The sequence below is a fragment of the Geothrix alkalitolerans genome (genome assembly GCF_022808885.1).
Taxonomy (GTDB): Bacteria; Acidobacteriota; Holophagae; order Holophagales; family Holophagaceae; genus Geothrix; species Geothrix alkalitolerans.
The window spans coordinates 298,838-324,360 of sequence record NZ_JAKZLE010000003.1 but is presented as its reverse complement, the minus strand read 5'-3'; the positions used below and the strand labels follow the sequence as shown (position 1 = coordinate 324,360).

The 25,523-nt window shown below is 69.0% G+C and carries 22 protein-coding genes; 11 read left to right on the top strand and 11 right to left on the bottom strand.

Translation table 11 applies throughout. The features are described 5' to 3' along the window. Positions 1-18: 18 nt before the first annotated feature. The 7 genes from nrdR to MLJ35_RS09120 all read left to right on the top strand — a co-directional run bounded on the left by nrdR (position 19) and on the right by MLJ35_RS09120 (position 8,288). Positions 19-654 (top strand): transcriptional regulator NrdR, encoded by a 636-nt coding sequence (gene nrdR, locus MLJ35_RS09150; RefSeq protein WP_243384080.1) that lies wholly within the window; start codon positions 19-21, stop codon positions 652-654. Between the two features lie 27 nt (positions 655-681). Then, on the top strand, positions 682-3,105 hold the full coding sequence (gene lon, locus MLJ35_RS09145) for an endopeptidase La (RefSeq protein ID WP_243322329.1): 2,424 nt from the start codon (positions 682-684) through the stop codon (positions 3,103-3,105). Positions 3,106-3,112: 7 nt separating this feature from the next. After that, positions 3,113-3,967: a tetratricopeptide repeat protein gene (locus MLJ35_RS09140; protein WP_243384079.1), complete on the top strand. Its 855-nt coding sequence runs from the start codon at positions 3,113-3,115 to the stop codon at positions 3,965-3,967. A gap of 218 nt (positions 3,968-4,185) precedes the next feature. After that, positions 4,186-4,395 (top strand): hypothetical protein, encoded by a 210-nt coding sequence (locus tag MLJ35_RS09135; protein WP_243384078.1) that lies wholly within the window; start codon positions 4,186-4,188, stop codon positions 4,393-4,395. A gap of 79 nt (positions 4,396-4,474) precedes the next feature. Next, positions 4,475-5,386 carry a signal recognition particle-docking protein FtsY gene (gene ftsY / locus MLJ35_RS09130; RefSeq protein WP_243384077.1) on the top strand — a complete coding sequence of 304 codons (912 nt, stop codon included), beginning with the start codon at positions 4,475-4,477 and terminating at the stop codon, positions 5,384-5,386. Next, entirely contained in the window at positions 5,379-6,542 is a 1,164-nt protein-coding gene (gene ribD / locus MLJ35_RS09125; RefSeq protein WP_243384076.1) for a bifunctional diaminohydroxyphosphoribosylaminopyrimidine deaminase/5-amino-6-(5-phosphoribosylamino)uracil reductase RibD, read from the top strand. The genes ftsY and ribD overlap by 8 nt, the downstream gene beginning before the upstream one ends. 69 nt (positions 6,543-6,611) lie before the next feature. Beyond that, a complete protein-coding gene (locus MLJ35_RS09120; RefSeq protein WP_243384075.1) occupies positions 6,612-8,288 on the top strand; it encodes a hypothetical protein in 1,677 nt (558 codons plus the stop codon). Position 8,289: 1 nt separating this feature from the next. Here the strand turns inward: MLJ35_RS09120 and thiS are convergent, their stop codons facing one another. The 9 genes from thiS to rpmH form a co-directional block, all read right to left on the bottom strand. Continuing rightward, a complete protein-coding gene (gene thiS, locus MLJ35_RS09115) occupies positions 8,290-8,490 on the bottom strand; it encodes a sulfur carrier protein ThiS (RefSeq protein WP_243384074.1) in 201 nt (66 codons plus the stop codon). Further along, positions 8,487-9,680: a trans-sulfuration enzyme family protein gene (locus tag MLJ35_RS09110; RefSeq protein ID WP_243384073.1), complete on the bottom strand. Its 1,194-nt coding sequence runs from the start codon at positions 9,678-9,680 to the stop codon at positions 8,487-8,489. The genes thiS and MLJ35_RS09110 overlap by 4 nt, the downstream gene beginning before the upstream one ends. Before the next feature lie 72 nt (positions 9,681-9,752). Next, positions 9,753-10,043, bottom strand: a complete 291-nt coding sequence (locus MLJ35_RS09105; protein WP_243384072.1) for a hypothetical protein — start codon at positions 10,041-10,043, stop codon at positions 9,753-9,755. Beyond that, positions 10,040-11,524 carry an Asp-tRNA(Asn)/Glu-tRNA(Gln) amidotransferase subunit GatB gene (gatB, locus tag MLJ35_RS09100; protein ID WP_243384071.1) on the bottom strand — a complete coding sequence of 495 codons (1,485 nt, stop codon included), beginning with the start codon at positions 11,522-11,524 and terminating at the stop codon, positions 10,040-10,042. The genes MLJ35_RS09105 and gatB overlap by 4 nt, the downstream gene beginning before the upstream one ends. Positions 11,525-11,557: 33 nt before the next feature. Further along, positions 11,558-12,859 carry a tRNA modification GTPase gene (locus MLJ35_RS09095; protein ID WP_338028451.1) on the bottom strand — a complete coding sequence of 434 codons (1,302 nt, stop codon included), beginning with the start codon at positions 12,857-12,859 and terminating at the stop codon, positions 11,558-11,560. Positions 12,860-12,868: 9 nt separating this feature from the next. Beyond that, complete coding sequence (locus MLJ35_RS09085; RefSeq protein WP_243384070.1) at positions 12,869-13,333, bottom strand: R3H domain-containing nucleic acid-binding protein; 465 nt, start codon at positions 13,331-13,333, stop codon at positions 12,869-12,871. A 9-nt stretch (positions 13,334-13,342) separates the two neighbouring features. Beyond that, on the bottom strand, positions 13,343-14,908 hold the full coding sequence (locus MLJ35_RS09080) for a YidC/Oxa1 family insertase periplasmic-domain containing protein (RefSeq protein ID WP_243384069.1): 1,566 nt from the start codon (positions 14,906-14,908) through the stop codon (positions 13,343-13,345). Further along, a complete protein-coding gene (locus MLJ35_RS16150; RefSeq protein ID WP_243384068.1) occupies positions 14,905-15,273 on the bottom strand; it encodes a ribonuclease P protein component in 369 nt (122 codons plus the stop codon). Before MLJ35_RS16150 ends, MLJ35_RS09080 begins: the two co-directional genes overlap by 4 nt. Before the next feature lie 10 nt (positions 15,274-15,283). Continuing rightward, positions 15,284-15,418 carry a 50S ribosomal protein L34 gene (rpmH, locus tag MLJ35_RS09070; RefSeq protein WP_026852422.1) on the bottom strand — a complete coding sequence of 45 codons (135 nt, stop codon included), beginning with the start codon at positions 15,416-15,418 and terminating at the stop codon, positions 15,284-15,286. A gap of 233 nt (positions 15,419-15,651) precedes the next feature. On the opposite strand from rpmH, the gene dnaA reads away from it, so the two are divergent. The 4 genes from dnaA to gyrA all read left to right on the top strand — a co-directional run bounded on the left by dnaA (position 15,652) and on the right by gyrA (position 23,660). Further along, a complete protein-coding gene (gene dnaA, locus MLJ35_RS09065; protein WP_243322353.1) occupies positions 15,652-17,037 on the top strand; it encodes a chromosomal replication initiator protein DnaA in 1,386 nt (461 codons plus the stop codon). Positions 17,038-17,251: 214 nt separating this feature from the next. Next, positions 17,252-18,385 carry a DNA polymerase III subunit beta gene (dnaN, locus tag MLJ35_RS09060; RefSeq protein WP_243295257.1) on the top strand — a complete coding sequence of 378 codons (1,134 nt, stop codon included), beginning with the start codon at positions 17,252-17,254 and terminating at the stop codon, positions 18,383-18,385. A gap of 49 nt (positions 18,386-18,434) precedes the next feature. Further along, on the top strand, positions 18,435-20,999 hold the full coding sequence (gene gyrB, locus MLJ35_RS09055; protein WP_243384067.1) for a DNA topoisomerase (ATP-hydrolyzing) subunit B: 2,565 nt from the start codon (positions 18,435-18,437) through the stop codon (positions 20,997-20,999). Between the two features lie 54 nt (positions 21,000-21,053). Further along, positions 21,054-23,660: a DNA gyrase subunit A gene (gene gyrA / locus MLJ35_RS09050; protein ID WP_243384066.1), complete on the top strand. Its 2,607-nt coding sequence runs from the start codon at positions 21,054-21,056 to the stop codon at positions 23,658-23,660. A gap of 52 nt (positions 23,661-23,712) precedes the next feature. Here gyrA and MLJ35_RS09045 read toward each other — a convergent pair whose 3' ends face one another. Both MLJ35_RS09045 and MLJ35_RS09040 read right to left on the bottom strand, forming a co-directional pair. Next, positions 23,713-24,141: a gamma-glutamylcyclotransferase family protein gene (locus MLJ35_RS09045; RefSeq protein WP_243384065.1), complete on the bottom strand. Its 429-nt coding sequence runs from the start codon at positions 24,139-24,141 to the stop codon at positions 23,713-23,715. Between the two features lie 75 nt (positions 24,142-24,216). Next, positions 24,217-25,455 carry a serine hydroxymethyltransferase gene (locus MLJ35_RS09040; protein ID WP_243384064.1) on the bottom strand — a complete coding sequence of 413 codons (1,239 nt, stop codon included), beginning with the start codon at positions 25,453-25,455 and terminating at the stop codon, positions 24,217-24,219. Positions 25,456-25,523 lie beyond the last annotated feature (68 nt).

Below are 25,523 nucleotides of genomic sequence, written 5' to 3'. Positions count from 1 at the left end.
CGCTGATCCGGAGCATCCGTGCGCTGTCCCTTCTGCGGGCACCTCGAGGACAAGGTGGTGGACTCCCGGGAGTCCCGCGAGGGGGATTCCATCCGGCGGCGCCGGGAGTGCCTGTCCTGCGCTCGCCGCTTCACCAGCTACGAGCGGGTGGAGGAGGTGCCCCTGGTGATCCTCAAGAAGGACGGCCGGCGCGAGCCCTTCGACCGGCAGAAGCTCATGAAGGGCCTGCTGCTGGCCTGCCAGAAGCGGCCCGTGTCCCTGGCCCGCATCGAGCAGCTGGTGGGCGACCTCCACGCCCGGCTCATGGAACGGCCCGACCGGGAGATCCGCAGCCGGGAACTGGGCGAGCTGATCATGGACGAGCTGAAGGGCCTGGACCAGGTGGCCTACGTGCGCTTCGCCAGCGTGTACCGCGACTTCAAGGACCTGCCGGACTTCGTGAAGGCCCTGGAGGGGCTCATGCACAAGGAGGCGGCCACCGGGCGGAACGGGGGTGGCCCCGCCATGCCAGCCTCCCCGGCTTCAACGCCCGCGGCCACACCAGCCCCCGCGCCGGCCTCCACGCCGGCCTCCACGCAGGGCCCCAAGCCCGTGCCCCAGGCCCTCTTCCCCGGCGAAGCCGCGCCTCCGCCCCCGAAGGTCCGGAAAAAGTAGGGGTATCCTGAAGGCCGAGGTTTTTCCGTGGCCGACGACGTTCTCCTGCCCCCCCCTCCCGACGAACAGCCCAAGCTGCCGGAAGAGCTGCCGGTGCTGCCCCTGCGGGACGTGGTGGTCTATCCCTACGTGATCCTGCCTCTCAGCGTCAGCCGCGAGAAGTCCATCCGCGCCGTGGACACGGCCCTGGTGGAGAACCGCATGATCCTCCTGCTCTCCCAGAAGCAGGTGGAGATGGACAACCCCAAGCCCGAGGACCTGTACCAGGTGGGCACGGCGGCCCTCATCATGCGGGTGCTCAAGCTGCCGGACGGGCGCATCCGCGCCCTGGTGCAGGGCCTGCAGCGGGTCCGCGTGGAGTACTTCACCGAGACCGAGGCCCTCTTCAAGGCCCGGGTGGAGCCCCTGGCCGAGCCCGAGCTGAAGGTGCCGGACCTGGAGCAGGACGCCCTCCTGCGCAGCGTGAAGCAGACGCTGGAGAAGGCCGTGGCCCTGGGCAAGACCCTGCCCCAGGAGGTGCTGGTCATCGCGGGCAACCTGGACAACCCGGGCCGCCTGGCGGACCTGGTGGCCTCCAACCTGGACCTCAAGCTCCAGCAGACCCAGGAGGTGCTCGAGATCGCCCACCCGGGCCTTCGCCTCAAGCGCGTGAACGAGCTGCTCCAGCGGGAGATCCAGCTGCTGGAGGTCCAGCAGAAGATCACCATGGAGGCCCGTGGCGAGATGGACAAGAGCCAGCGGGAGTACTACCTCCGCCAGCAGCTCAAGGCCATCCAGCAGGAGCTGGGCGAGGGCTCGGAGCTGGCCGAGGAGATCCAGGCCTTCCGCGACAAGCTGGCCAAGATGACCGTGCCCGAGGACCCGCTCACGGAGATCGAGCGCAACCTCAAGAAGCTGGAGCGCATGCATCCGGACTCCAGCGAGACCGCCGTGACGCGGACCTACCTGGAGTGGATGACGGAGCTGCCCTGGGGCACCTTCACCGAGGACAACCTGGACCTCGCGCAGGCCCAGACGGTGCTGGACGAGGACCACTTCGGCCTGGCCAAGATCAAGGACCGCATCCTGGAGTTCCTGGCCGTGCGCAAGCTCAAGCCCGATCTCCGCGGCACCATCCTCTGCTTCGTGGGCCCCCCGGGCGTGGGCAAGACGTCCTTGGGCAAGTCCATCGCCCGGGCCCTGGGCCGCAAGTACTCGCGCATCTCCCTGGGCGGCGTGCATGACGAGAGCGAGATCCGGGGCCACCGCCGCACCTACGTGGGCGCCATGCCCGGCCGCATCGTCCAGGCCCTCCACCAGGTGAAGAGCATGAACCCCGTGATCATGCTCGACGAGGTCGACAAGATCGGCCGCGACATGCGCGGCGACCCCAGCGCGGCCCTGCTGGAGGTGCTGGACCCCGAGCAGAACCACACCTTCCGCGACCACTACCTGAACGTGCCGCTCGACCTCAGCCAGGTGCTCTTCCTGGCCAACGCCAACGAGCTGGAGCCCATCCATCCGGCCTTCAAGGACCGCATGGAGATCATCTACCTCAACAGCTACACGCTGGAGGAGAAGCTGGGCATCGCCGAGCGGCACCTGATCCCCAAGCAGCTGGAGAAGCACGGCATCACGCGCCAGCAGCTGTCCATCTCGAAGAAGGCCCTGAAGGCCATCATCACGGGCTACACGCGCGAGGCGGGCCTGCGCCAGCTGGAGCGCGAGATCGGGGCCGTATGCCGCAAGGTGGCGCGCCGGGTGGCCGAGAACGCGCTGAAGAAGAAGCTCGTGCTCACGGACGACGCCATCCACGAGCTGCTGGGCCCTGTGAAGCTCCTCCAGGACGAGCGGCTGAAGGCGCCGCGGGTGGGCGTCGTGACCGGCCTGGCCTGGACCTCCGTGGGCGGCGACGTGCTGTTCGTCGAGGCCCTGAAGATGCCGGGGAAGGGGGGCCTCATCCTCACGGGTCAGCTGGGCGACGTGATGAAGGAGAGCGCCCAGGCCGCCCTCAGCTACATCCGGAGCCGGGGTGGGGCCTTCCAGATCGATCCCGAGGTGTTCCAGAAGCAGGACCTCCACATCCACTTCCCCGAGGGCGCCATCCCCAAGGACGGCCCCAGCGCGGGCCTGGCCATCGCCACCGTGCTGCTGTCCGTGCTCAAGGACATCCCCGTGAAGAACACCCTCGCCATGACTGGCGAGATCGACCTGCGCGGCGAGGCCCTGGCCATCGGCGGCCTCAAGGAGAAGGCCCTGGCGGCCCTCCGGCTGGGCATCAAGGACATCCTCATCCCGCACGCGAACCAGAAGGATCTCGAGGAGATCGATCCCGAGCTGCGGAACCAGCTGCACTTCCACCCCGTGATGCACGTGGAGGAGGTCTTCGAGCAGGCCCTGGTGGGTTGGAAAAGACCGGAAGCCGTGGTATCAAAATCCAAGGCCGCCGCCAAGGCCCGCCCCTCCCGCTGAGGTTCCCATGTTGCTGCTGTTCGCCGCGGTCCCCCCGCCCAAGCCCCCGGCTGTCCAGGCCCAGGTCCTCGAGGTGGGAACCCAGGGGCTTCCGCCCGCCATGGAGGCCTTCATCCAGGCCGACGACTGGCCGGGTCTGGCGGACTGGTTCGAGAAGGCCTCGCCCAAGGTCCGGCGGCAGTACTACGAATACTGGCTCCAGGCCCTGAACCGCAGCGGGCGCTGGGCGCGCCTGGCGGACGTCTGCAAGGCCCTCACCCCGCAGATCGAAGGGAAGGGGAAGCCCCGCCTGGGCACCTACCGGCTCTACCGGGCCCAGGCCCTCAGCCAGCTGGGGCGCCACAAGGAGGCCATGGCCGCCCATGCTGAGAACGGCCGGCTGGGCCAGGCCGAGGGCTATGCCAACGCCTGCGCGGAGGCGCGGCTGGCTGGCGACTGGAAGGCCCTCCTGGCCTACTCCGGGGCCATTCTGGCCCGGAAGCCCGGGGACGCCGAGGCCCTGGGCTCGAAGGGCGAGGCCCTCGCCCACCTGGGGCGCTTCCGCGAGGCCCAGGAGGCGCTCCAGCAGGCGGTGAAGGGCAATCCCAAGGCCGCCTACGCCTGGAACAACCTGGGACGCGCCGCGATGCAGCAGAAGGCCTGGGGCGATGCGAAGGCCGCCTTCGACCAGGCCCTCGCCGTAGACCCCAAGCAGATGGAGGCCCTGTTCAACCGGGGCATCGCTCGCTTCAACCTGAAGCAGTACGCCGCGAGCCGGGACGACTTCAAGGCAGCCCTGGCCCTCCGCCCGAACGATCCCGTCCTGAAGGAGAACCTCCGGCAGGCGGAAAAGATGGCCGCCGCCTACCCGGAACAGCCTTGAACCCTTGAGCCGGTCGGCTCCGGAGCCATCCTTCCGGAAGAGGCCCCATGCTCCTCGAAACCTTCGCCCTCGCCCTTCAGCTCCCACCCCTGGCCTTCAGCCCGGCCGCCCTCCCGCGGCCGCTGCCCCGGCCACGGGTATTGACCTGCCCAATCCAGGATCTCGGCCGCCCCTGGTCTCCACCCCTTTCCCTTCCGATCCGGAGTGCGCGGGTCACCATGGATCCCCGGAACCTCCGCTACCGGACCCCCGAACCCCTGGTGAACCCACTGGCGGACATCCTGCTCCTGTTCGCCCTGGCCGGCTGGGCTTCCAGCACGGGGGGAATGGTGGATTTCCGCCCGCCGGCGGAGCGGAATCCCTTCCCGGCCGCCCCCCTGGCGCCGATCTACACGCCCCAGTGGCTGCCGGCAAATCCGGGATTCTAGTCCGCTTGTTCCACGTGGAACGCCGTTAAAGGGGGCCGGAAACCGGGGCCCTTCGGTAGACTGGATCCGCGAGGTGGGCGTGGGGCTTCTGGGCGGTCTGTTCGACAAGTTCAAGCAAGGGCTGAAGCGCACCCAGGATCTGGTGCTGGCGCCCATGGGTCGCCTCCTGGGTTTGCGGCGCCTGGACGAGGACCAGCTGGAGGAGCTGGAGGACCTGCTGCTCCAGGCCGACCTGGGGGTGCGGGCCGTGGACCAGCTCATGGCCCGTCTCCGGTTCGAACTGCGGGGCGGGTCCGAGATCGACCCCAAGGTCGTGCTGAAGGACGAGCTGCTGAAGCTGCTCCGGCAGCGCCCCGCGAAGCCCTTCCTGGCCTCGGGCACCCAGGTGGTGCTGCTGGTGGGCGTGAACGGCGTGGGCAAGACCACCACCCTGGGCAAGCTGGCGGCCCACCTGAAGGCCCGGGGCGAGGAGGTCCTGGTGGTGGCCGGGGACACCTTCCGGGCGGCGGCCATCGACCAGCTGGAGCGCTGGGGCGAGCGGGCCGGGGTGCCGGTGATCCGCAACCAGATGGGCGGCGATCCGGCGGCCATCGCCTTCGACGGCGCCACCAGCGCGCGCGCCAAGGGCACACCCTGGGTGCTCATCGACACGGCCGGGCGGCTCCACACCAAGGACCACCTCATGAAGGAGCTGGACAAGATCCGCCGCAGCCTCCAGAAGGTGATCCCCGAGGCGCCCCACCGGGTGCTGCTGGTGCTGGATGCCACCACGGGCCAGAACGGCCTGCAGCAGGCCGAGGTCTTCGCCCGCACCGCCGGCGTCACGGACCTGGTGCTCACCAAGCTGGACGGCAGCGCCAAGGGCGGCGTGGTGGTGCCCATCCTGGACCGCCTGAAGCTCCCCATCGCCTTCGTGGGCGTGGGCGAGGGCGTGGACGACCTCATCTCCTTCGATGCCGAAGCCTTTGTCGACGGGCTGCTGGATGCCTGAGCCGGACCTGACCCCAAACCTGACCCAGGGCCTGACCCCGGATCTGACCCCGGGGCTGGCCTGGGCCCTGGCCACGGGCGGCCCCTGGCCGGATCCGGAGGCCCTGTCGGGAGATGCCCGCTTCATGGCCCTGGCCCTTGCGGAGGGCCTGAAGGGCGTGGGCCTGTCGAGCCCCAACCCCCCCGTGGGCTGCGTGCTGGTGAAGGGGGATCGGGTGCTTGGCGCCGGCGTCCACACCCGGGCCGGGGACCCCCACGGTGAGATCATGGCCCTGCGGGACGCCGAGGCCCGGGACGAGGATGTGCGCGGCGCCACGGCCTATGTGACCCTGGAGCCCTGCTGTCACCAGGGCCGCACGGGCCCCTGCACCCTGGCCCTCCTCCAGGCCGGCGTGGCCCGGGTGGTGGTGGGCGTGCGAGATCCCAACCCCCGGGTGGACGGCGGTGGCCTGGCCATCCTGCGGGCCCAGGGCGTGGCCGTTGAGGAGGGCGTGCTGGGCGAGGCGTGCGCCCGGTTCCACGCCCCCTTCTTCAGGCTCATCCGCACGGGCCTGCCCTGGGTGAGCCTCAAGCTGGCCCTGGGGTCCGACGGCGCCCTGGGCCCCGCCGGACGGACCACCCCCATCACCCCGCCGGAGGTCCAGCGCCTGGGCCACGCCCTGCGGCGGGCCGCGGAGGCCATCGTCGTGGGGCGCCACACGGCGGAGGTGGACGATCCCCAGCTCACGGACCGCTGGCCGGCGCCCACGGCGCCCCACCGCATCTTCCACCGGGTGGTCATGGACAACGCCGGCCAGGTGCCCGCCGGGGCCCGCGTCTGGCTGCCGGTGGCCGGGCAGCCCGCGTTGCGGGCCGTCACCGGAGACCCCGAGCCCCTGCGGGGCGTGGAGGACCTGCACCTGCCTCCGGGCCCCCGGGGATGCAGTTTGCGCCACCTGTTGCACGAGCTCGCCGCCCGGGGGGTGGGCCGGGTGCTGGTGGAGGGCGGCGGCACGCTGGCCCAGGCCTTCCTCGAACAGGACCTGGTGGACGAGTTCCACCGCTTCCAGAGCGATCGACCAGCCTGCGGAACCCCGCTCCCGCTGGCCCTTCCGCCGGCCTGGGCCCTCCGTGCCGCCGGCCGCTGGCCGGGGGGACGCTGGGAGGTCTGGCGTTAGACTGGCCTCTGCCGTTTCCTGGCACGACCTTTGAAAAGCCCGCTCGTTCCCCCCACCTCAGGAGTTCCCATGCCTCCCCGATCCTGGCGATTCCTCCTCGGCCTCCTGCTTCTCCTGCCCTTCGCCGCGTGCGGCGGCGGGTCTGGTTCCAACGTCAACCCCGACGCGGTGATCACCCTCCAGGCCCAGTTCGAGAAGCTGTCCCTCACCTCCGCGGGCCCCGGCGCCACGACCCTGCACCCCGCCCGCTACTGCTGGGCCGAAGTGCGGGACGCCTCCTCCGGCAGCCTCCTGGCCTCCGGCTACCTGGGGAGCGACGGCACCGGCCGCACCACGGTGCCCAAGGGCCTCCAGGTCTACGTGCAGGTCTTCGCGGACTACCAGGTGCCCAGCGCCGATCCCGCCAGCTTCTTCATGCGGGGCAGCGTGAGGAACGCGCCCCTGCCGGCCACCTCCCTCACCAACGCGGCCTTCGACGCCCTCCCCGAGTGGTCCGTCACCAGCAGCACCTTCCTGGCGGACCGGGACGGCACCCTGGCGGTCACAGCCCGGACCAGCAATCGCATCGCCGGGGCGTTCAACATCGCCGACCAGGCCGTGACCTTCGGAGCTGCCGTGCGGGACATGGACGGCTCCACCACCCTGCGGCTGCCGGACCTCCACACCTTCTGGACCACCAGCGCCAGCAGCGCCGACCAGCAGCGCACCTATCCCGCCGTCCTGACGGGCTCCGGGTCCACCATCCTGGTCTCCGGCCAGAGCCGCGCCCTCTTCGGCCACCAGGTCTACGGCCTGGGGAGCGGCGCCCCCAACACGGAAACGGATGAATGGGACGATGGGGTGCTCCAGGAGACCTTCGCCCGCCTCCTCTTCGCGGACTACAGCTTCAAACCCGATGGCAGCAGCAGCCTCTCCCTCCTGCGCCGGGACAACGACAATGTCTGGGTGGACCGGGGGGTGCAGAGCGAATCCTCGGCCGCCTTCGTCGCCGGCTTCTCGGACTTCCTGGCTGGCGCCGTGCGGAACAACAGCCAGATCCTCGACAGCTATGTGGACGGCGCGGGCGTGGCCCAGGTGGACGTCTTCGACCTCACGGACCACGGCTTCGTGCCTGCGGCCGCCAAGGGCGAGTTCGCCCGGGGCTCCGTGGCCGTGAGCCTCTGGGGCCTCTGGAAGAACGTGCTGGGGGGCGGCTCCACGGGCCTGAACACCCTCTGGGCCGCCGTGCGCTCGACCCAGGCCTACCCGAACGGCACCGGCGAGTACGAGCAGGCCACCCTGGGCTGCTACCCCACCTACCTCCAGGGCGTGGCCAGCCGCACCACCGCCACCACCTGGCAATCGGCCCTCAACGAGCTGGCCCTGGAGTCCGTGCCGAGCCCGGACGCCACCTACTTCGCCGGCACGGCCCTCTGGCTGACCCGGAGCCTCCCCTTCGCGGATTCCGGCAGCCTCCAGACCTACGCCCCCAGCCTGGGCTACTACTATGACCGCGACCAGAGCCAGGCCTGGCGGTTCGTCCACTCCGGCGGCGCCCGCACCATCACCATGACGCCCACCAGCGGCCAGGATTTCTACCTCGAGCTCATCGGCCCCGGCGGCTGGGTGGCGGGGAGCTACAGCAATCCCGGCAGCACCCGCACCTTGACGTTCAGCAACCTGCCCGCAGGCACCTACGTGGCCCGCGTGCGGGCCGGCGCCACCACGGCCACGGGGATGAACACCTACTCGATCAGCGTGAACTGAGTCAGCCGCCGCCCACCAGCCGCACCACCTCCAGCCGGTCGCCCTCCTTCAGGGGGGTGGCCGGGTGGTCGGCCCGGCGGATGACCTCCCCGTTCAACTCCACGGCGCTGCCGAAGGCCGGCAGGTCCAGCCAGGTCGCCAGGTCCGCCACCGTGGCCAGGGCCGGGGTGTCGCGGATTTCCCCGTTGATGCGCAGCTTCACCGGGCCTCCGCGGCCGCCTGGAAGCCCTTTTCCAGGTCGGCGATGAGATCCGGCTGGTCCTCGATCCCCACGGAGAAGCGCAGGAGGCCTTCCGTGATGCCCAGTCGGGCCTTCACGTCCGGTGGCGTCCTCAGGTGGCTCATGCTGGCGGGGTGCTGGATGAGGCTTTCCACGCCACCCAGGCTCACGCCCCGGGTGATGACCTCCAGGGCCTCGCAGAAGCGCTGGCCCGCCAGGAGGCCCGCCCGCAGCTCGAAGCTGATCATGGCGCCGAAGCCCTTGTCCATCTGCCGGGCTGCGACCTCGTGGCCCGCGTGGGTGGGCAGGCCCGGATAGTCCACTCGGGCCACGGAGGGCTGCCACAGCAGCCACTGGGCCAGGGCCTGGGCGTTGTCCGAGGCGCGATGCACCCGCAGGGGCAGGGTCTTGAGGCCCCGGTGCAGGAGCCAGGCGGCCATGGGATCCAGCGTCGGCCCCATGACCTTGGTGAGGTGCCAGCAGGCCACCACATCCGCGTCCGATCCGGCGATGACGCCCGCCACCACATCGGAATGCCCCGCCAGGTACTTGGTGGCCGAGGCCACGCTGAGGTCGATGCCGAGCCGCAGGGGCTTGGTGTGGAAGGGGCTGGGGAAGGTGTTGTCGGCCACGGTGCGGATGCCGTACTTCTTCCCCAGGGCGGCCACGGCGGCGAGATCCGTCACGGCCAGGGTCGGGTTGGAGGGCGTCTCCACCCAGAGCATCCGGGTCTCCGGGCGGATGGCCGCCTCCCATTCCGCGCCGTCCAGCGTGTTCTGGATCCACGTGACGCTCAGGCCCCGCTCGGCCTCCCAGCGGCGGATGAGCTGCTCGGTCCCCAGGTAGATGGCGGCGGGTGCCACGAGGTGATCCCCCGTTTTCAAGAAGGCCTCGAAGACCAGGGCGAAGGCCGCCATGCCCGAGGCGGCCACCAGGGCGCGCTCGGCCCCCTCCAGGGCCGCCAGCACCGACTCGACCTCGCTGGCGTTGGGATTGCCCCAGCGGGTGTAGAAGGCCGGGGGCTCGACGGCCGCCGCGAACTCGGCGCCCTCGCGGTTCTCCAGCAGCTCGAACACGGAGGTCTGGAAGATGGGCGTGGTCACCGCCCGCGTCGGATTGTGGTGCTTCCCGGCGTGGATGGCGGTGGTCGTGGGTCCCCAGGGCGTGGGCATGTGGGCCTCGTCAGGTGCGCGGGAGCGCCTTGGCTCCTGGTTCCCAGCATAGGCGCGGAAGCCTCCTCCGGCCTACCACTTCCAGAACACGAGGGCGAGGGCCACCACCGCCAGGCCGATCACCGCCACCAACCGCCAGACCGGAGCCTTGCCCGTCGGGCGCCCGCTGGGCTCCTGGTCCGTCAGGGCCGCGCGGGTCAGCTCGTCCATGTCCGAGGGCGGCACGGGGGCCTGGCAATCCAGGCAGAGGAAGGGCTCGCCCGGCGTCTCCACCGCATCCACGATCACCCGCCCGCAGCCCTGGCACACATGGCCCACGCCGGGAAGGTAGGCCGAGAGGGAAGGGGGGATCTCGTTGCTCATGGCCCAGCATGCGGTGCGGACCCGCCCTTGGCCAGCCCTTCGGCCAACACTTCGTTCACCACGCCGGGATCCAGCCGGCCGCCGCCGGCCTTCAGCACTTGGCCCACCAGGAAGCCCCGCAGGTTCGTCTTCCCCGCGTGGAACTGGGCCACCGGCCCCGGGTGGTCCGCCAGCACCCGGGCCACCAGCGTCTCGATGGCGCCCCGGTCGCTGACCTGGGCGAGCCCCTTGCGGGTCACGATGTCGCCGGCCCGGCCCTCCCCCGCCAGCAGGGCCGGGTACACCTGCTCCTTGGCCGTGCCGAAGCTGATCCGGCGATCGCCGACGAGGCGCACCAGCTCCGCCAGGGCTTCCGGCGGGAGGGGGAAGGCCGCGATGCCGCCCCCCCGCTCGTTGAGGGTGCGGCTCACCTCGCCCAGCATCCAGCTGGCCGCGGCCTTGCCCTGGCCCGACGCGGCGGCCAGCGCCTCGAAGTAGTCCGCGAAGGCCGGATCCTGGAGCAGGGTGAGGGCCTCCTCCCCGCCGAGGCCGAAGGTGGCCCGCCAGCGCTGGGCCCGAGCCTCCGGGAGTTCAGGCAGGGAGGTCCGCACCGCGGCGATCTCGGCTTCCGTCACCTCCAGGGCCGGCAGGTCCGGCTCGGGGAAGTAGCGGTAGTCCATGGCGGCCTCCTTGGTCCGCTGGGCCCGGGTCTCGCCGGCCTCCGCGTCCCAGCCGCGAGTCTCCTGGACCACGGCCCCGCCCGCCTCCAGCAGGGCCGTCTGCCGCGCCACCTCGTGGGCCAGGGCCTGTTTCACAAACCGGAAGGAGTTGAGGTTCTTCACCTCCACCCGGGTCCCGAGGGCCTGGGTACCCCGTGGCCGGAGGCTCACGTTGGCGTCGCAGCGGAAGCCGCCCTCCTCCAGATTCCCGTCGCCGATGCCCAGGAAAACCACCAGGCGGTGCAGGGCCTTGAGGTAGTCCGAAGCCTCCTGGGGACTCCTCAAGTCCGGCATCCCCACCACTTCGAGCAATGGCACTCCGGCCCGGTTGAGGTCCACCAGGGTCGCGTCGGGTCGCTGGTCATGGAGGCTCTTGCCGGCGTCCTCCTCCAGATGGGCCCGCTCGAGGCGGATGCGAACGGGTCCGTCCCCCCCGCGCACGGTGGGGTCGCCGGCGATCTCCAGGGATCCGCTCTCCACCAGCGCCACCGGGCCCTGGGTGATCTGATAGCCCTTGGGCAGGTCCGGGTAGAAGTACTGCTTCCGGTAGAAGGTGCTGCGCTCATGGATGCGGGCGCCCAGGGCCAGGCCCAGGCGGATCCCCAGGCGCACGGCCTCGCCGTTGAGGACGGGGAGGGCTCCGGGCAGGCCAAGACAGACGGGGCAGGTCTGGGTGTTGGGGGAGGCCCCGTAGGCGTTGCGGCAGGCACAGAAGAGCTTGGACCGGGTCCGCAGCTGGACGTGGACCTCGAGACCGATGATGGCTTCAAACCCAGGCTTCACGCGCCCTCCTCGGGCCAGTCTACTTCGCCGGGCCTATTTTCCGAGGCAGAAGCCGCTGAAGAGTTCGTCCAGGGTGCGCTCGGCGCGGTCCTCCCCCGTGAGCTGGGCCAGCAGGCCCCAGGCCCCCTGGAGGAGCGAGGCCGGCAGCTCGGGCGGGCAGCCGGGTTCCAGGCCGGCCAGCAGGTCCATCTGGCGGGCGAGGTCCTCCAGGAGGCCGGCCTGCCGCTGGGTGGCCAGGGCCCCCAGGCAGGCGTCCGGCGCGAGTCCTCCCAGAATGCGGTCCTTGAGGGCGCCCTCCAGGGCATCCAGCTCGCCGCGGTGGGCGGCGATGGCCACGCCGGGAACCGCGGCCAGGTCCCCGAAGGTGCGGACCTCCAGGACCTTGGCGGCGAAGGGGGCCAGGACCGCCTGGAGGGCCGGATCAGGTGCAGCGTCTGGGGCCGGCCAGAGGTGCAGGACCAGGTCGGCCCCCTCCAGAACGGGGGCGACGCGGGCCACCCCGAGCCGCTCCACCGGATCCTCCGTGTCCCGCAGGCCCGCGGTGTCGTAAAGGCGGAGTGGCAGCCCCCGCCACTCGCAGCGGACTTCCAGCACATCGCGGGTGGTGCCGGGGATGTCGGTGACGATGGCCCGGTCCTCGCCGGCCAGGGCATTGAACAGGGTGCTCTTCCCGGCGTTGGGGCGGCCCACCAGGGCCAGGCGGAGGCCATCCTGGAGGTGCCGGGCGGCCCGGCAGCGGACTTGTTCCACGTGGAACTGTTGCCGAACGGGCTCCAACACTCGGCACAAGGCCAATAAATCCAACAAGATGTCTTCCTCGTCCCCGTAGTCCACGGCCGCCTCGGCCCGGGCCACCCAGGGCGCGAGGGCCTCCCGGGCCGCCAGAATCCAGGGCGGAAGCGCCCCCGCCCGTGCCTGGGCCAGCCGGATCTGCGTATCGGTCTCCGCCGCCACCAGGTCCCGCAGGGCCTCGGCCTCCAGGAGGCCCTGCTTGCTGTTCAGGAGGGCCCGCCGGGTGAACTCGCCCGGCTCGGCCAGGCGGACGCCCAGGGTGCCTAGGTGCTCCAGGAGCCGGCGCACCAGCAGCGGGTTGCCGTGGACCTGGAGCTCCACCAGGTCCTCCCCCGTGTAGCTGGCAGGGGCCGGAAAGAAGAGCACCAGGGCCCGCTCGGCAAAGCCGCCCCAGCGAAGCGTGCGCAGCGAGGCCACTCGCGGTTCCGGCAGCGCCAGCAGGGGCGCAAGGATGGCCGGCAGGCCCGTCCCCGAGACGCGCACCACGGCCACCGCCGCGGGCAGCAGCGGCGTGGCGGGGGCACAGATCGGTTCCGGGGTCACCGGGCCAGTCTACTTCCTGAACACCTTCACGGGCTTGAAGGTGCCGGTGCCTTCGCTTTCGGTGCCCAGACCCTCCTCGCGGCTCACCACCAGATGCACCCAGCGGCGCTCGCGGGGGCTGAGGGCGCCCAGGGTGTGGCTGCCCAGCTCCCGGGCCTTCTCGGCGGCGAAGCGCCCCATGGCCATGACCTCCTGCATGCGGAAGAGACGGGCGCCCTTCGCGTCCAGATAGGCCAGCTTGGCGTCCTCGCGCTCGCCCTGGGCCTCGTGGACCAGGAACTGGAGAGCGTCCAGGCCCGCGCCCCGGTTGGCCGCCAGCCAGCCCGCGTCGGGGCCGGACACGGACAGGCGGTTGGGGAAGGCCTCCTCGTCGCCCGAGGGAGCGGACTTCGCCTCCACGGACAGGCCCAGGTGGCCCATCCACCGGGTGATGAGCTCGGGCACGGACTCCAGGCTGGCACCGCTCTTACGCATGGCTGTCTCCTAGACCTTGATGGGCTGGGGCTGGTAGGACTTCATGATCCACCAGGTCTGGGCGATGCCGATGAGGTTGAAGACGAAGTAGTAGATCACGAGCCCGGCCGGGCTCTGGGCGAAGAAGAAGGTCATCATCGCCGGCATGAGCACCAGCATCATCTTGCGCTGGGCGGGATCGCCCACGGCGGGGGTCATGTACTGCTGGGCGAACATGGAGGCGCCCATCAGCACGGGGTAGATGAAGTAGGGGTCCCGGGCGGACAGATCCACGATCCAGCCGAAGAAGGGCGCGTGGCGCAGCTCGAAGACGGCGTTCAGCATGGACCACAAGGCCAGGAAGATGGGCATCTGGAGCAGCATGGGCAGGCAGCCGCCCATGGGGTTGTGGCCGTTCTTCTTGTAGAGCTCCATGAGCTCCTTCTGCATCTCGGCCTTCTTGGTCATGTCGCCGCCGAACTTCTCGTACTTGGCCTGGATGGCCTTCTGGTGCGGCTCGAAGTCCTTCATGCGGAGCATGGAGATGGTCTGCTTGGTGTTCAGGTGCCAGGTGGCCAGGCGGATGATCACGGTGAAGAGCACGATGGCCCAGCCCCAGTTGCCCACCACGCGGTAGACCATGCGCAGCATCCAGAAGAGCAGCTGGGCCACGGCGCCGAAGAAGCCGTAGTCGATGACGCGGGTGAAGGGCTTCTCGAAGGCCAGGAGCGGCTCCGCCTGCTTGGGGCCCAGGTAGAGCGAGGCCTCCAGGCGGCCGTTCTCCGGCAGCAGCTGGTAGCCCGAGGCGTCCCGGCCCGCGGGGCGGGGCAGCTTCCAGAGGGCGGCGAAGTAGTGGTTGCGCTGGTTCTTGGCGTCCTTCTCCACACCTGCGTCCAGGCCCAGTCGGCTGGAGGAGGGCGGCAGTTCCTTGCGCTTGGCGCCCAGGAAGCTGAAGAAGGGGTCATGCAGCATCTCGGTCCAGGTCACGGCCTGGATGGACTTCTCGGACAGGGTGAACACGCGGCCCAGGTGCTTCACGGGGTCGTCGCTGGTGGGGTTGGCGATCAGCTGAAGCGCGGCGTTCCGGGCCGAGAGGCCTTCGACGCGGATCTCGAGGCCCTTCTGGGGCACGAGGTAGCTCAAGCGGTCGCCCGCGGCGTTTTCGAAGGTGACGGTGGTGACGCCGGTCGCGGCCTTCTCCTCGTGTGCCGTCTCGAAGCCCGGCCCCTGGAGGGCGCCCAGGCCCGGGAAGGCGTCGGGGAAGAAGGTGGTGCCGTCCTGGAGCCAGATGGCCTGCTTCAGGGCGCCGGTGGCCACCTGCCAGGTCAGGCGGAAGTCCGCCGTGGTCAGGGTGTACGTGGCGGCAGGGTCCGCGGCCTTCACGCCCGCGGGCACGCTCGCCGCGGCGACCTGAGCCACGGAGGCGGCAGGGGTCTGGGCGGGCGCGGCGGCCGGCTGGGCCTTGGGGGCCTCTGTCGCGGGCGCCTGGGCCTGGGCTGGCGGCACCGGCTTGGCATACCGGGAGCTGAGCCAGAACTGAGCCCCCAGCAGGATCATGCTGCCGATGACGAAGTAGAGGACATTGCGGTTTTTCATGGCGTGTCCAAGGGGAGGAGACGGCGCAGGGCCAGCCCGAGCTGAACCTCGATATCCCGGAAGGTGAGCCGATCAAGGGGGGGCGCGCTCCGGGCGGGGCGCACCCAGACGACCCAGGGCTGGCCGGCGAGGCGCCCGGAAAGCGACAGGAAGGCCATGCGGACCTGCCGGCGGAAGCGGTTGCGCCGGACGGCGGAACCGGTCTTCCGTGGAGAGGTCACGAGCAGGAGCGGCAGAGCGCCGCTGGGGCGGCGCCAGGCCCGGATGTCCAGAAACGCTTCCTGCCCCAGCAGGGGCCGGGGCGGGGGCGTGGGCACGGCGTGGTCCCGCTGGCGGACCGTGCGGTAGCGGCCCTTGAAGATCACGGGACCGGCGTCAGACCGCCAGGACGTGGCGGCCCTTCGCGCGGCGGCGCTTGAGCACCAGGCGGCCGTTCTTGGTCTTCATGCGGCTCAGGAAGCCGTGGGTCTTCGCGCGGCGGCGGTTGTTGGGCTGGAAGGTGCGCTTCATGGTTCCACCTCGGGGGTCCCCTCCCGGGGAGGAGGACGAACCTTCGAGGGTATCAGCGGTGGGCGCGCCGCTCAAGGCCATTTCCATCCTCCCAGGAGCCCTCGGGGGTGCTAGATTTGGGATCCTCCCCGCGAGTCTTCCGTGGCCGGTGGCGTGCGAAGCCCGCCCCCGAGGTTGCGTGCCCACGCGCTTCCGCCACGTCAGCCGCCCCACCCACCGCCCCCGGTGAACACATGCGCTCCACCGATCCCGCCGCCCTCTGGGACACCATCCGACTCAGCCTGTCCAAACAGCTCCCGGAAGCCAGTTTCAAGGAGTGGATCGCGCCCTGTGCCCCCCTGAAGGTCGAGGACGGGACCCTGTGGATCCGGGTCCCCAGTGCCGCCGCCAAGCTCTGGATCGAGCAGCAGCTGCCCGAGGAGTTCAACGACGCGCTGGCCCAGGGCGGCTTGGCGGACCTCCACCTGGTGTTCCAGGTGACCGGCGCCCCGCCCGTGGAGCCCGCGGCCCCGCCCAGGAAGAGCGAGTCCGGCTCCCATGCCGCCTATGCCGCCGCCGAGGCGCCCACCTCCTTCCCCTACCTCTTCAACCGCTACACCCTGGACCGCTTCGTGGTGGGCCCGGGCAGCCAGCTGGCCTTCGCCGCCGCCAAGGCCGTGGTGGACAGCTACGGCAAGGCCGCCACGCCCCTCAGCATGAATCCGTTGTTCATCTACGGCGGCGCCGGGCTCGGCAAGACCCACCTCATGGTGGGCATCGGGAAGGGCCTGCTGGCGCGCAATCCGAAGCTCCGTGTGGCCTACCTCAAGGTGGACAACTTCTTCAACGAGCTCACGGTTGCCATCAAGGCCAAGAATACCGAGCCCATGCGGAAGAAGTACCAGCAGAACGACGTGCTGCTGCTGGATGACGTGCAGACGCTGGGGAAGATGGAGCGGACGCAGGAAGAGATCTTCTACATCCTGGAGTACCTGCTCCAGCACGGAAAGCAGATCGTCCTCACCTCGGACAAGCCGCCGCAGCGGCTCGAGGGCTGCCACGAGCGGCTCATCACGCGCTTCAAGTGGGGCCTCACGGCCGACATCCAGCCTCCGGACTTCGAGACCCGCATCGCCATCCTGAAGAAGAAGCTGGAGGACGCGGACTTCAAGAACGTGCCCCCCATCCCCGAAGACGTGCTCACCTTCATCGCCCACAAGGCCAAGGGCAGCGTCCGCGACCTGGAGGGCTTCCTCACCCGCGTCATCTTCCAGGCCAGCCTCATCGGTGTCCCCCCCACGCTGGAAGTGGCCCACGCGGCCTTCCAGGGCCAGAGCGGGGAAGAGCCCACGGCCGGCGTGCCGCCCGAACGGATCTACCGCATGACCGCCGAGACCTTCAACGTCTCCTTCGTGGACCTCATGAAGAAGCGCTCCCGCCAGCAGGTCATCCTCGTGCCGCGGCAGGTGGCCATGTACCTGGCCCGGGAGATCGCATCCGCGCCCTTCACGGACATCGGGCGCTCCTTCAGCATGCACCACTCCACCGTCATGAACGCCATCGATTCCGTGCGGGAGCGCATGAAGCGCGATCCGGAATTCCACAGGATGGTCCAGGCCCTCCTGAATAGCATTCACTGAATTAATTATTGTTAATACGTTTTCAACACCGGGTTCCTCCGGGGAATCCGCAAACCAGCCGACCAGGCCGCGCGGAGGGGTTCCGGGCCCTGGATTCCGCACCTCCCCGGAGCCTCTCCACAGCCTGTCCCGAGCGGGGAAACTCCGGTAGGATAGGGCTTTGAGACGTCATTCCACAGGTTGTCCTGGGCTTCAGCATCATCAAGGGTGATACATGAGTCTTCAGTTACAGGTTTCCAAGGATCGTCTGGATCGCACCCTGGGGATTCTGAAGCACGCCTTGGACCGTCGGGTCACGTTGCCCATCCTCCAGCACATCCTGGTGGACGTGCGCCCCAAGGAGGTCGTGCTGAAGGCCACGGACATGGAGCTGGCCTTCGAAGCCACCGTGCCCGGCGAGGGGCAGGGCGAGTGGACCATGGCCGTGCCCGGCAAGAAGTTCATCGAGACCGTGCGGGTCTTTCCCGAGGGGCTCCTGAGCCTGGAGTGCCCCGATGCCGGCGGTCGCCTGTGGCTGCGGGCCAAGGGCATGAATTCCGAGCACAACATCCAGCCCGGCGAGGGCTTCCCGGAGCTCCCCGGGCCCGGAAACCAGCTGCCCGTGGTGAAGATCCCCGTGCTGCGCTTCAAGCGGGCCATCCAGCTCGGCTCCATCGCGGTGAGCAAGGACGCCACCAAGCCCACGCTCTCGGCCGTGCTGGTGCACCTCTCCAAGCACCATGTGCGCGTGGTCTCCACGGACGGCTTCCGGCTGGCCGTGGCGGAGGTGCCCTGCGACACGAAGCTCAAGGACGAAGTCCGCCTCATTGTGCCCAAGCGGGCCCTGGACCTCATCCCCACGCTGCTCGGCGACGAGGGCGAGGTGGAGCTCTGCTGGGACGGCACCACGCTCTTCCTGGACCAGCCCGGCCTCAAGTTCAGCACGCGGCTCGTCACGGGCAACTATCCTGCCTACGAGAAGGTCCTGCCCGCCGAGCTGCCCAAGCGCGTGATCATGGACCGCGAAGTCTTCCTCCGCACCCTGCGCTTCGTGGGCCTGAAGAAGGACGACTACAACAAGAACGTGCGCCTGTTCTACGAATTCCCCAACCTGCGCACGGTCTTCCAGCACCCAGACGAGGGCGTGAACCAGGCCACGCTGCCCTTCACGGGCGAGGAACAGCCCTTCGAGCTGGCCTTCAACATCGACTACCTCACGGAGCTGCTGGAGCGGCTCCCCGGCGAAGAGGTGGTCTACCAGTTCAAGGACGAGGTGGGCCAGGGCGTCTTCATGTCGCCCAGCCTGGAGGACTTCAGCTTCCGCTACGTCCTCATGCCTGTCCGCTTCGCCACCAGCGCCACCGCCTGAACGGCGCACGCACCACCGCATTCCACCGTACCCAACCAAGTGAGTCTTGATGTCTGAAGAAGTCTCCCGCGCCCGTGTCCACACTCCCCAGGAATCCGACAGCTACACCGCCGACAACATCACGGTCCTGAGAGACCTCGAGGCCGTCCGAAAGCGGCCCGGCATGTACATCGGCGACACTGATGACGGCAGTGGCCTGCACCACATGGTCTACGAGGTGGTGGACAACGCCATCGACGAGGCCCTCGCGGGCTTCTGCACCCGCGTGGACGTGACCCTCCACAATGACGGAAGCTGCAGCGTGGAGGACAATGGCCGCGGCATCCCTGTGGACATCCACAAGGAGGAGGGCCGCAGCGCTGCGGAAGTGATCATGACGGTGCTCCACGCCGGCGGGAAGTTCGACAACACCAGCACCGAGGGCAAGAACGCCTACAAGGTCTCCGGCGGCCTCCACGGCGTGGGCGTGTCCTGCGTGAACGCCCTCTCGTCGAAACTCTGGCTCACCGTCTGGAAGGAGGGCCAGGAGCACGCCATGACCTTCTCCCAGGGCAAGGCGGACGCCCCTCTGAAAGTGGTGGGGCCCACGGCCCGGCGCGGCACCCGCGTGCGCTTCCAGCCCGATCCCGAGGTGTTCAACAACGTCCTCGACTTCAGCTTCGAGACCCTGAGCCAGCGCCTGCGGGAGCTGAGCTACCTGAACCAGGGCGTCCACATCCGCATCACGGACGAGCGCTCGGGCAGCACCCACGACTTCATGAACGCCGGCGGCATCAGCGCCTTCGTGGAGCACCTGAACCGCAACAAGCCGGTCCTCCACAAGCCCCCGATCCTCATCAAGGACGAGAAGCAGGACACCACCGTGGAGGTGGCCCTCCAGTGGAACGACTCCTACCAGGAGACCCTCTACTGCTTCACGAACAACATCCGCAACCGGGACGGCGGCGCACACCTGGAGGGCTTCCGGGCCGCCATGACGCGCGTGATCAACGCCTATGCCGAGAAGAACAACCTGCTGAAGAGCGCCAAGGTGAGCCTTTCGGGCGAGGACATCCGCGAGGGCCTCACGGCGGTCATTAGCGCCAAGGTTCCTGATCCCAAGTTTTCCAGTCAGACCAAGGACCGCCTGGTGTCCTCGGAGGTCAAGGGCATCGTCCAGACCATCGTCTACGACAAGCTCTCCAGCTTCTTCGAAGAGAACCCCCGGGAGGCCAAGGCCATCCTGGAGAAGGCCATCGAGGCCGCCCGGGCCCGCGAGGCCGCCCGCAAGGCCCGCGAGCTGACCCGCCGCAAGGGCGCCCTGGACGGGGGCGGCCTGCCCGGCAAGCTGGCGGACTGCCAGGAGAAGGATCCGGCCCTCAGCGAGATCTTCCTGGTGGAGGGCGATTCCGCCGGCGGCAGCGCCAAGCAGGGCCGCCACCGGGCCACCCAGGCCATCCTGCCCCTCAAGGGCAAGGTCCTGAACGTGGAGAAGGCCCGCTTCGACAAGATCCTCGGCCACAACGAGCTGCGCGTGCTCATCCAGGCGCTGGGCACGGGCATCGGCAAGGAGGAGTTCAAGGTCGAGAGCCTCCGCTACCACAAGATCGTGCTCATGACCGACGCCGACGTGGACGGCTCCCACATCCGCACCCTCCTGCTGACCTTCTTCTACCGGCAGATGCCCGAGCTGGTGGAGCGGGGCCACCTCTTCATCGCCCAGCCACCCCTCTACAAGGTGAAGAAGGGCAAGACCGAGAAGTACCTCAAGGACGAGCGGGCCCTGGAGGAGTTCCTCTTCCAGAAGGCCCTGGACGGCTGGACCCTCAGCCTGCCGGACGGCACCGAGCACAAGGGCGCCACCCTGGTGCGCGAGATGAAGAAGTGGGGCGAGGTGCAGCAGCTCTTCGGCAAGCTGGACCGCCGCGGCTATGCTCAGCCCCTGGTGCGCGCCCTCCTGGCCGAGGGCCTGCTGGACCCCGAGCGGTTCCAGACCCGGGAGGCCCTGGAGGAGCTGGCCGCTGCCATCACCCGCCAGAAACTGGGCACCTGCGAGATCGAGACCATCGAGGCCATGGAAGTGCCCTCGGATGAGGATGGCGGGGCCCCGGTGTCCGTGCCGGCCTCTCACCGCCTTCGCCTGGTGCGCATGCACATGAGCCGCCCCATCACGCTCTGGATCGACAGCCAGGTGGCCCACTGGGGCGAATTCCGCCGCTTGGCCACCCTCCAGGTGGAGCTGGCGGGCTTCCGAGGGGGCGAGCTGCGCCTCCGGCGCCTCAAGGACGTCAAGGAGACCCCAAAGGAGAAGGAAGCGGACGAGGAGGCCGAGGAGAGCACCCCCAAGCTCGGCAAGGAGCAGGTCTTCTCGGACCCCGAGGCCATGTTGGCCATGGTCCTGGAGGAGGGCAAGCGCGGCCTGGGCATCCAGCGCTACAAGGGGCTGGGCGAGATGAACCCGGAGCAGCTCTGGGAGACCACCATGGACCCTGAGCGCCGCACCCTGCTGCAGGTCCGCGTCGACGATGCGGTGGAGGCCGACGAGATCTTCACCGTCCTCATGGGCGATGCCGTGGAACCCCGGCGCCGCTTCATCGAGACCAACGCCCTCCTCGCGGAGAACATCGACATCTAAGTCCTGTTTTTGCAGGATGTCGAGCAGCGTTCCACGTAGAACACCGGGAAACACATGAACCTGAATCGCATCGAGCCCCTGGAAATCGAAAAGGAAATGCGGAAGTCCTACCTGGACTACGCCATGAGCGTCATCGTGGGTCGGGCCCTGCCTGATGTGCGGGACGGCCTCAAGCCCGTGCACCGCCGCGTGCTGTTCGCCATGGGCGAGGCGGGGAACGACTGGAACCGGGCCTACAAGAAGTCCGCCCGCACCGTGGGCGACGTGATGGGTAAGTACCATCCCCATGGCGATTCGGCCATCTACGACACCCTCGTCCGCATGGCCCAGCCCTTCTCCATGCGCCACGTGCTGGTGGACGGCCAGGGCAACTTCGGGTCCATCGACGGCGACTCCGCCGCGGCCATGCGCTACACCGAGGCCCGCCTCTCCCGGCTGGCCAACGAGATGATGGGCGACATCGACCAGGACACGGTGGATTTCGGCCCCAACTACGACGGCAGCATGCAGGAGCCCCTCGTCCTGCCCACCCGCTTCCCCAACCTGCTGGTGAACGGCTCCCAGGGCATCGCCGTGGGCATGGCCACCAGCATTCCCCCCCACAACCTGCGGGAGTGCTGCTCGGCCCTGGTGACCCTCATCGACCACCCCGCGACAGGCCTGGATGGCCTCATGGCCCACATCAAGGGGCCGGACTTCCCCGGCGGCGGCCTCATGCTGGGCACCGAGGGCGTGGTGGATGCCTACCGCACGGGCCGCGGCCGGTGCGTGGTGCGGGCCAAGTCCCACGTGGAGCAGATCCGCCGGGCCGGCGATCGCGAGCAGATCGTCTTCACCGAGCTGCCCTACCAGGTGAACAAGGCCACGCTTATCGAGAAGATCGCCGACCTGGTCCGCGAGAAGAAGATCGACGGCATCAGCGACCTGCGGGACGAGAGCGACCGCGAGGGCATCCGCCTGGTGGTGGAGCTGAAGAAGAACGAGCCCAGCGACATCGTGCTGAACCAGCTCTACCAGCTGACCCAGCTCCAGAACAGCTTCCCCATCACCATGCTGGCCATCGTGAACGGCCAGCCTCGCATCTGCACCCTCCGGGAGGTGCTGCAGGAGTTCATCGGCTTCCGACGCGAGGTGGTCACCCGCCGCACCCTCTTCCAGTTGCGGAAGGCGGAGGAGCGGCACCACGTCCTGCTGGGCCTCAAGATCGCCCTGGACCATCTGGATGCCGTCATCAAGCTCATCCGGGCCGCCAAGACCCCCGAGGAGGCCAAGGCCGGCCTCATGGCGGGCGCCTTCGCCAGCGCCGCGGCCCTCAAGAAGGATCCCAGCCTCTGCCTGTCCGCCGTGCAGGCCCAGGCCATCCTGGACATGCGCCTCCAGCGCCTCACGGGACTGGAGCGGGAGAAGATCCTCGACGAGCTGGCCGAGCTGGAAAAGCTCATCGCCAAGCTCAAGGCCATCCTGGCTGACGAGAAGCTGCTCCTGAAGGTCATCAAGGAGGAGTTCCAGCAGGTGGCCGAGCAGTTCGGCAACGACCGGCGCACCGAGATCACCGGCTACTCCGGCGAGATCCGCATGGAGGACGTGGTGCCCGACGATCCCATGGTCGTCACCATGTCCAAGGCCGGCTACATCAAGCGCACGGACCTCACCGCCTACCGCCGCCAACGGCGGGGCGGGAAGGGCAAGGTGGGCATGAAGACCAAGGACGAGGATTTCGTCGAGCAGCTCTTCATGACCAAGGCCCACGACACCCTCATGGCCTTCACGGACAAGGGCATCGTCTACGCCCTGAAGGTCTACGACCTGCCCGAGGCCGCCGCCTCCACCCGGGGCAAGCACATCCGGAACCTCATCTCCCTGAAGGACGGGGAGAACGTGGTGACCCTCATGGCCCTGCGGGACTTCCCCGAGGGGGAGAACCTGGTCTTCGCCACCAGCGATGGCACGGTCAAGAAGTCGAGCCTGGCGGCCTACGCCAACATCCGGTCCAACGGCCTCATCGCCCTCAACATCGACGACGGCAACACGCTGGTGGCCGTGCGCCGGTCCACGGGCCAGCAGCAGATCGTCCTGGCCACGGCCCAGGGCAAGGCCATCCGCTTCCCGGAGGAGGATGTCCGGGCCACGGGGCGCGCCACCACCGGCGTCCGTGGCATGAAGCTGGCCAAGGGGGACCACATCGTGGACATGGAGGTGGCGGACCCCTTGCCGGACCTGCCGGAGGGCGTGGAGCCCGACGAAAGCACCGAAGACCACGGCATGCTGCTCACGGTCTGCGAGAAGGGCTACGGCAAGCGCAGCCTCCTCCAGGACTACCGGCTCCAGGGCCGGGGCGGCACGGGCGTCATCAACATCCGGGCCGGGGTCCGCAACGGCCAGGTGGTGGGCTTCAAGCTCGTCAAGCCCGGGGAAGGCTGCCTCCTCATCAGCCAGGAGGGCATGGTCATCCGCTTCCTCATCGACGAGGTCCGCAAGACCGGCCGCAACGCCCAGGGCGTCAGCCTCCTCAAGCTGGCCAGCGCCGAGGACCGCGTGGTGGGCCTGGCCAAGATCGACGCCAGCGCCATGGCCCTGGATGAGGAGGAGGACCTGATCGAAAGCGAGGCCGCCCATCCCGGTCCCGACGAGGGCGGCGAGCAGCCCAAATTGGGGTTGTAGTTCCCGCTTGGTTTTCCATCTGCGAAAACGGCGCAATTCGCGCCGTTTTTCGTTAGAGGTAGGGCGCCCAGTCCCCATCGGGAAGCTCGATGGCCTCCTTCTCCAGTCGGGGCAGGCGTTCCACATGGAACACATAGGCCCAGGCCCGGTAGCGGTGCCCTCCTTCGAGGACCACGGGGCGGATCTCGCGGGTGAAGAGGCCCTCCTCCACACCTTCCAAGGGGTCCAGGTCGGCCAGGGCAGAATCGAGATCCCCCTCGTCCTCGTACCCTACGAAGTCGCCTCGCACCCAGCCGGGGCCCGGCGGCGGCTCCGCAGGATCGGGCTCCGGCACCAGGGCGGGGTAGCCCGCCGACAGGTGGAAGAGCCGCCCCGCCACCCAGGCCCGGGTGAGTCCCTCGGGATGGGTCCGCATCAGCCAGGCGTGGTTCGACCCACCCTCCCGCAAGGATCCATAAACGAACAGCCCATCGGCGACCACGTTTCCTCCCCCAAAAACATACCGCCAAAACGCGAGGCGCTTTGGCGGCGGTCGAACGGGCCGTGATGGAACGGGCTACTCGGGAATGGGGAACTGGTCCGTCAGATGGAACACTTCCTGGCGGATGCGGGCAAAGGTGCATTCGTCCGCCCGGTGCCGCAGGGTCGCGTCGAAGAAGCGGGCGATCTGATCCATCTCCTCCTCCTTCATGCCGCGGGTGGTGAGGGCCGGGCTGCCCAGGCGCACGCCGGAGGGCTTGAGGGGCGGGTTGGGGTCGAAGGGGATGCCGTTCTTGTTGGTGGTCATGCCGGCCCGGTGGAGGCAGGATTCGGCTTCGTGGCCCAGGAGGTCGTGGTCGCGCAGGTCCACGAGGAAGAGGTGGTTGTCCGTGCCGCCGCTGACGATGCGCCAGCCGCGCTCCTGCAGGCCCTTGGCCAGGGCGTGGGCGTTCCGGATCACCTGGCCGCTGTAGGCCTTGAACTCGGGCTGCATGATCTCGTGAAGGGCCACAGCCTTGGCGGCGATGACGTGCATGAGGGGACCGCCCTGGACACCGGGGAAGACGGCCCGATCCAAATCTTTGGCATATTGGGATTTACAGAGAATCATGCCGCCGCGGGGGCCGCGCAGGGTCTTGTGGGTGGTGGTGGTGACGAAATCCGCATGCGGCACGGGATTGGGGTGATGTCCCGTGGCCACCAGCCCGGCGATGTGGGCCATGTCCACCATGAGCATGGCGCCGACCTCGTCGCAGATCTCCCGGAAGAGGGGGAAGTTCCAGGTGCGGCTGTAGGCCGAGGCCCCCACCACGATCATCTTGGGGTTGTGCTGCTTGGCCAGGGCGCGCACCTCGTCCATGTCCACGCGCTCGTCCTCCTGGCGCACGTGGTAGGGCACGAACTTGTAGAGGATGCCGGAGCTGTTCAGCGGATGACCGTGGGTGAGGTGGCCGCCGTGGGCCAGGTCGAGGCCCATCACCGTGTCGCCGGGCTTCAGGGCTGCGAGGTAGACCGCCATGTTGGCCTGGGCGCCGCTGTGGGGCTGCACGTTGGCGTGCTCGGCCCCGAAGATCTGCTTGGCGCGGTCGCGGGCCAGGTTCTCCACGATGTCCACCTGGCTGCAGCCGCCGTAGTAGCGCTTGCCCGGGTAGCCCTCCGCGTACTTGTTGGTGAAGTGCGATCCCATGGTCTGCATGACCGCGCGGGAGGCGTAGTTCTCCGACGCGATGAGCTCAAGGTGATGCCGCTGGCGCTGCACCTCCAGCTCCAGGGCCTGGAACACAGCGGGATCGGAGGTTCGGATCACTTCGTACATGGCGGAGGCTCCAGGGTGATGCCCTATCCTAGCCGCGCTTCGAGCAGGGCATGGAAGCCTCTTCGTGA

What these genes read in the sequence shown, in the direction of transcription:
- MLJ35_RS09140 (WP_243384079.1), top strand. Translation starts at nt 3,113, where the DNA reads ATGTTGCTGCTGTTCGCCGCGGTCCCCCCGCCCAAGCCCCCGGCTGTC.
- MLJ35_RS09135 (WP_243384078.1), top strand. Translation starts at nt 4,186, where the DNA reads ATGGATCCCCGGAACCTCCGCTACCGGACCCCCGAACCCCTGGTGAAC.
- ribD (WP_243384076.1), top strand. Translation starts at nt 5,379, where the DNA reads ATGCCTGAGCCGGACCTGACCCCAAACCTGACCCAGGGCCTGACCCCG.
- MLJ35_RS09120 (WP_243384075.1), top strand. Translation starts at nt 6,612, where the DNA reads ATGCCTCCCCGATCCTGGCGATTCCTCCTCGGCCTCCTGCTTCTCCTG.
- MLJ35_RS09110 (WP_243384073.1), bottom strand. Translation starts at nt 9,680, where the DNA reads ATGCCCACGCCCTGGGGACCCACGACCACCGCCATCCACGCCGGGAAG.
- MLJ35_RS09105 (WP_243384072.1), bottom strand. Translation starts at nt 10,043, where the DNA reads ATGAGCAACGAGATCCCCCCTTCCCTCTCGGCCTACCTTCCCGGCGTG.
- MLJ35_RS09085 (WP_243384070.1), bottom strand. Translation starts at nt 13,333, where the DNA reads ATGCGTAAGAGCGGTGCCAGCCTGGAGTCCGTGCCCGAGCTCATCACC.
- MLJ35_RS09080 (WP_243384069.1), bottom strand. Translation starts at nt 14,908, where the DNA reads ATGAAAAACCGCAATGTCCTCTACTTCGTCATCGGCAGCATGATCCTG.
- rpmH (WP_026852422.1), bottom strand. Translation starts at nt 15,418, where the DNA reads ATGAAGCGCACCTTCCAGCCCAACAACCGCCGCCGCGCGAAGACCCAC.
- dnaA (WP_243322353.1), top strand. Translation starts at nt 15,652, where the DNA reads ATGCGCTCCACCGATCCCGCCGCCCTCTGGGACACCATCCGACTCAGC.
- dnaN (WP_243295257.1), top strand. Translation starts at nt 17,252, where the DNA reads ATGAGTCTTCAGTTACAGGTTTCCAAGGATCGTCTGGATCGCACCCTG.
- gyrB (WP_243384067.1), top strand. Translation starts at nt 18,435, where the DNA reads ATGTCTGAAGAAGTCTCCCGCGCCCGTGTCCACACTCCCCAGGAATCC.
- gyrA (WP_243384066.1), top strand. Translation starts at nt 21,054, where the DNA reads ATGAACCTGAATCGCATCGAGCCCCTGGAAATCGAAAAGGAAATGCGG.
- MLJ35_RS09040 (WP_243384064.1), bottom strand. Translation starts at nt 25,455, where the DNA reads ATGTACGAAGTGATCCGAACCTCCGATCCCGCTGTGTTCCAGGCCCTG.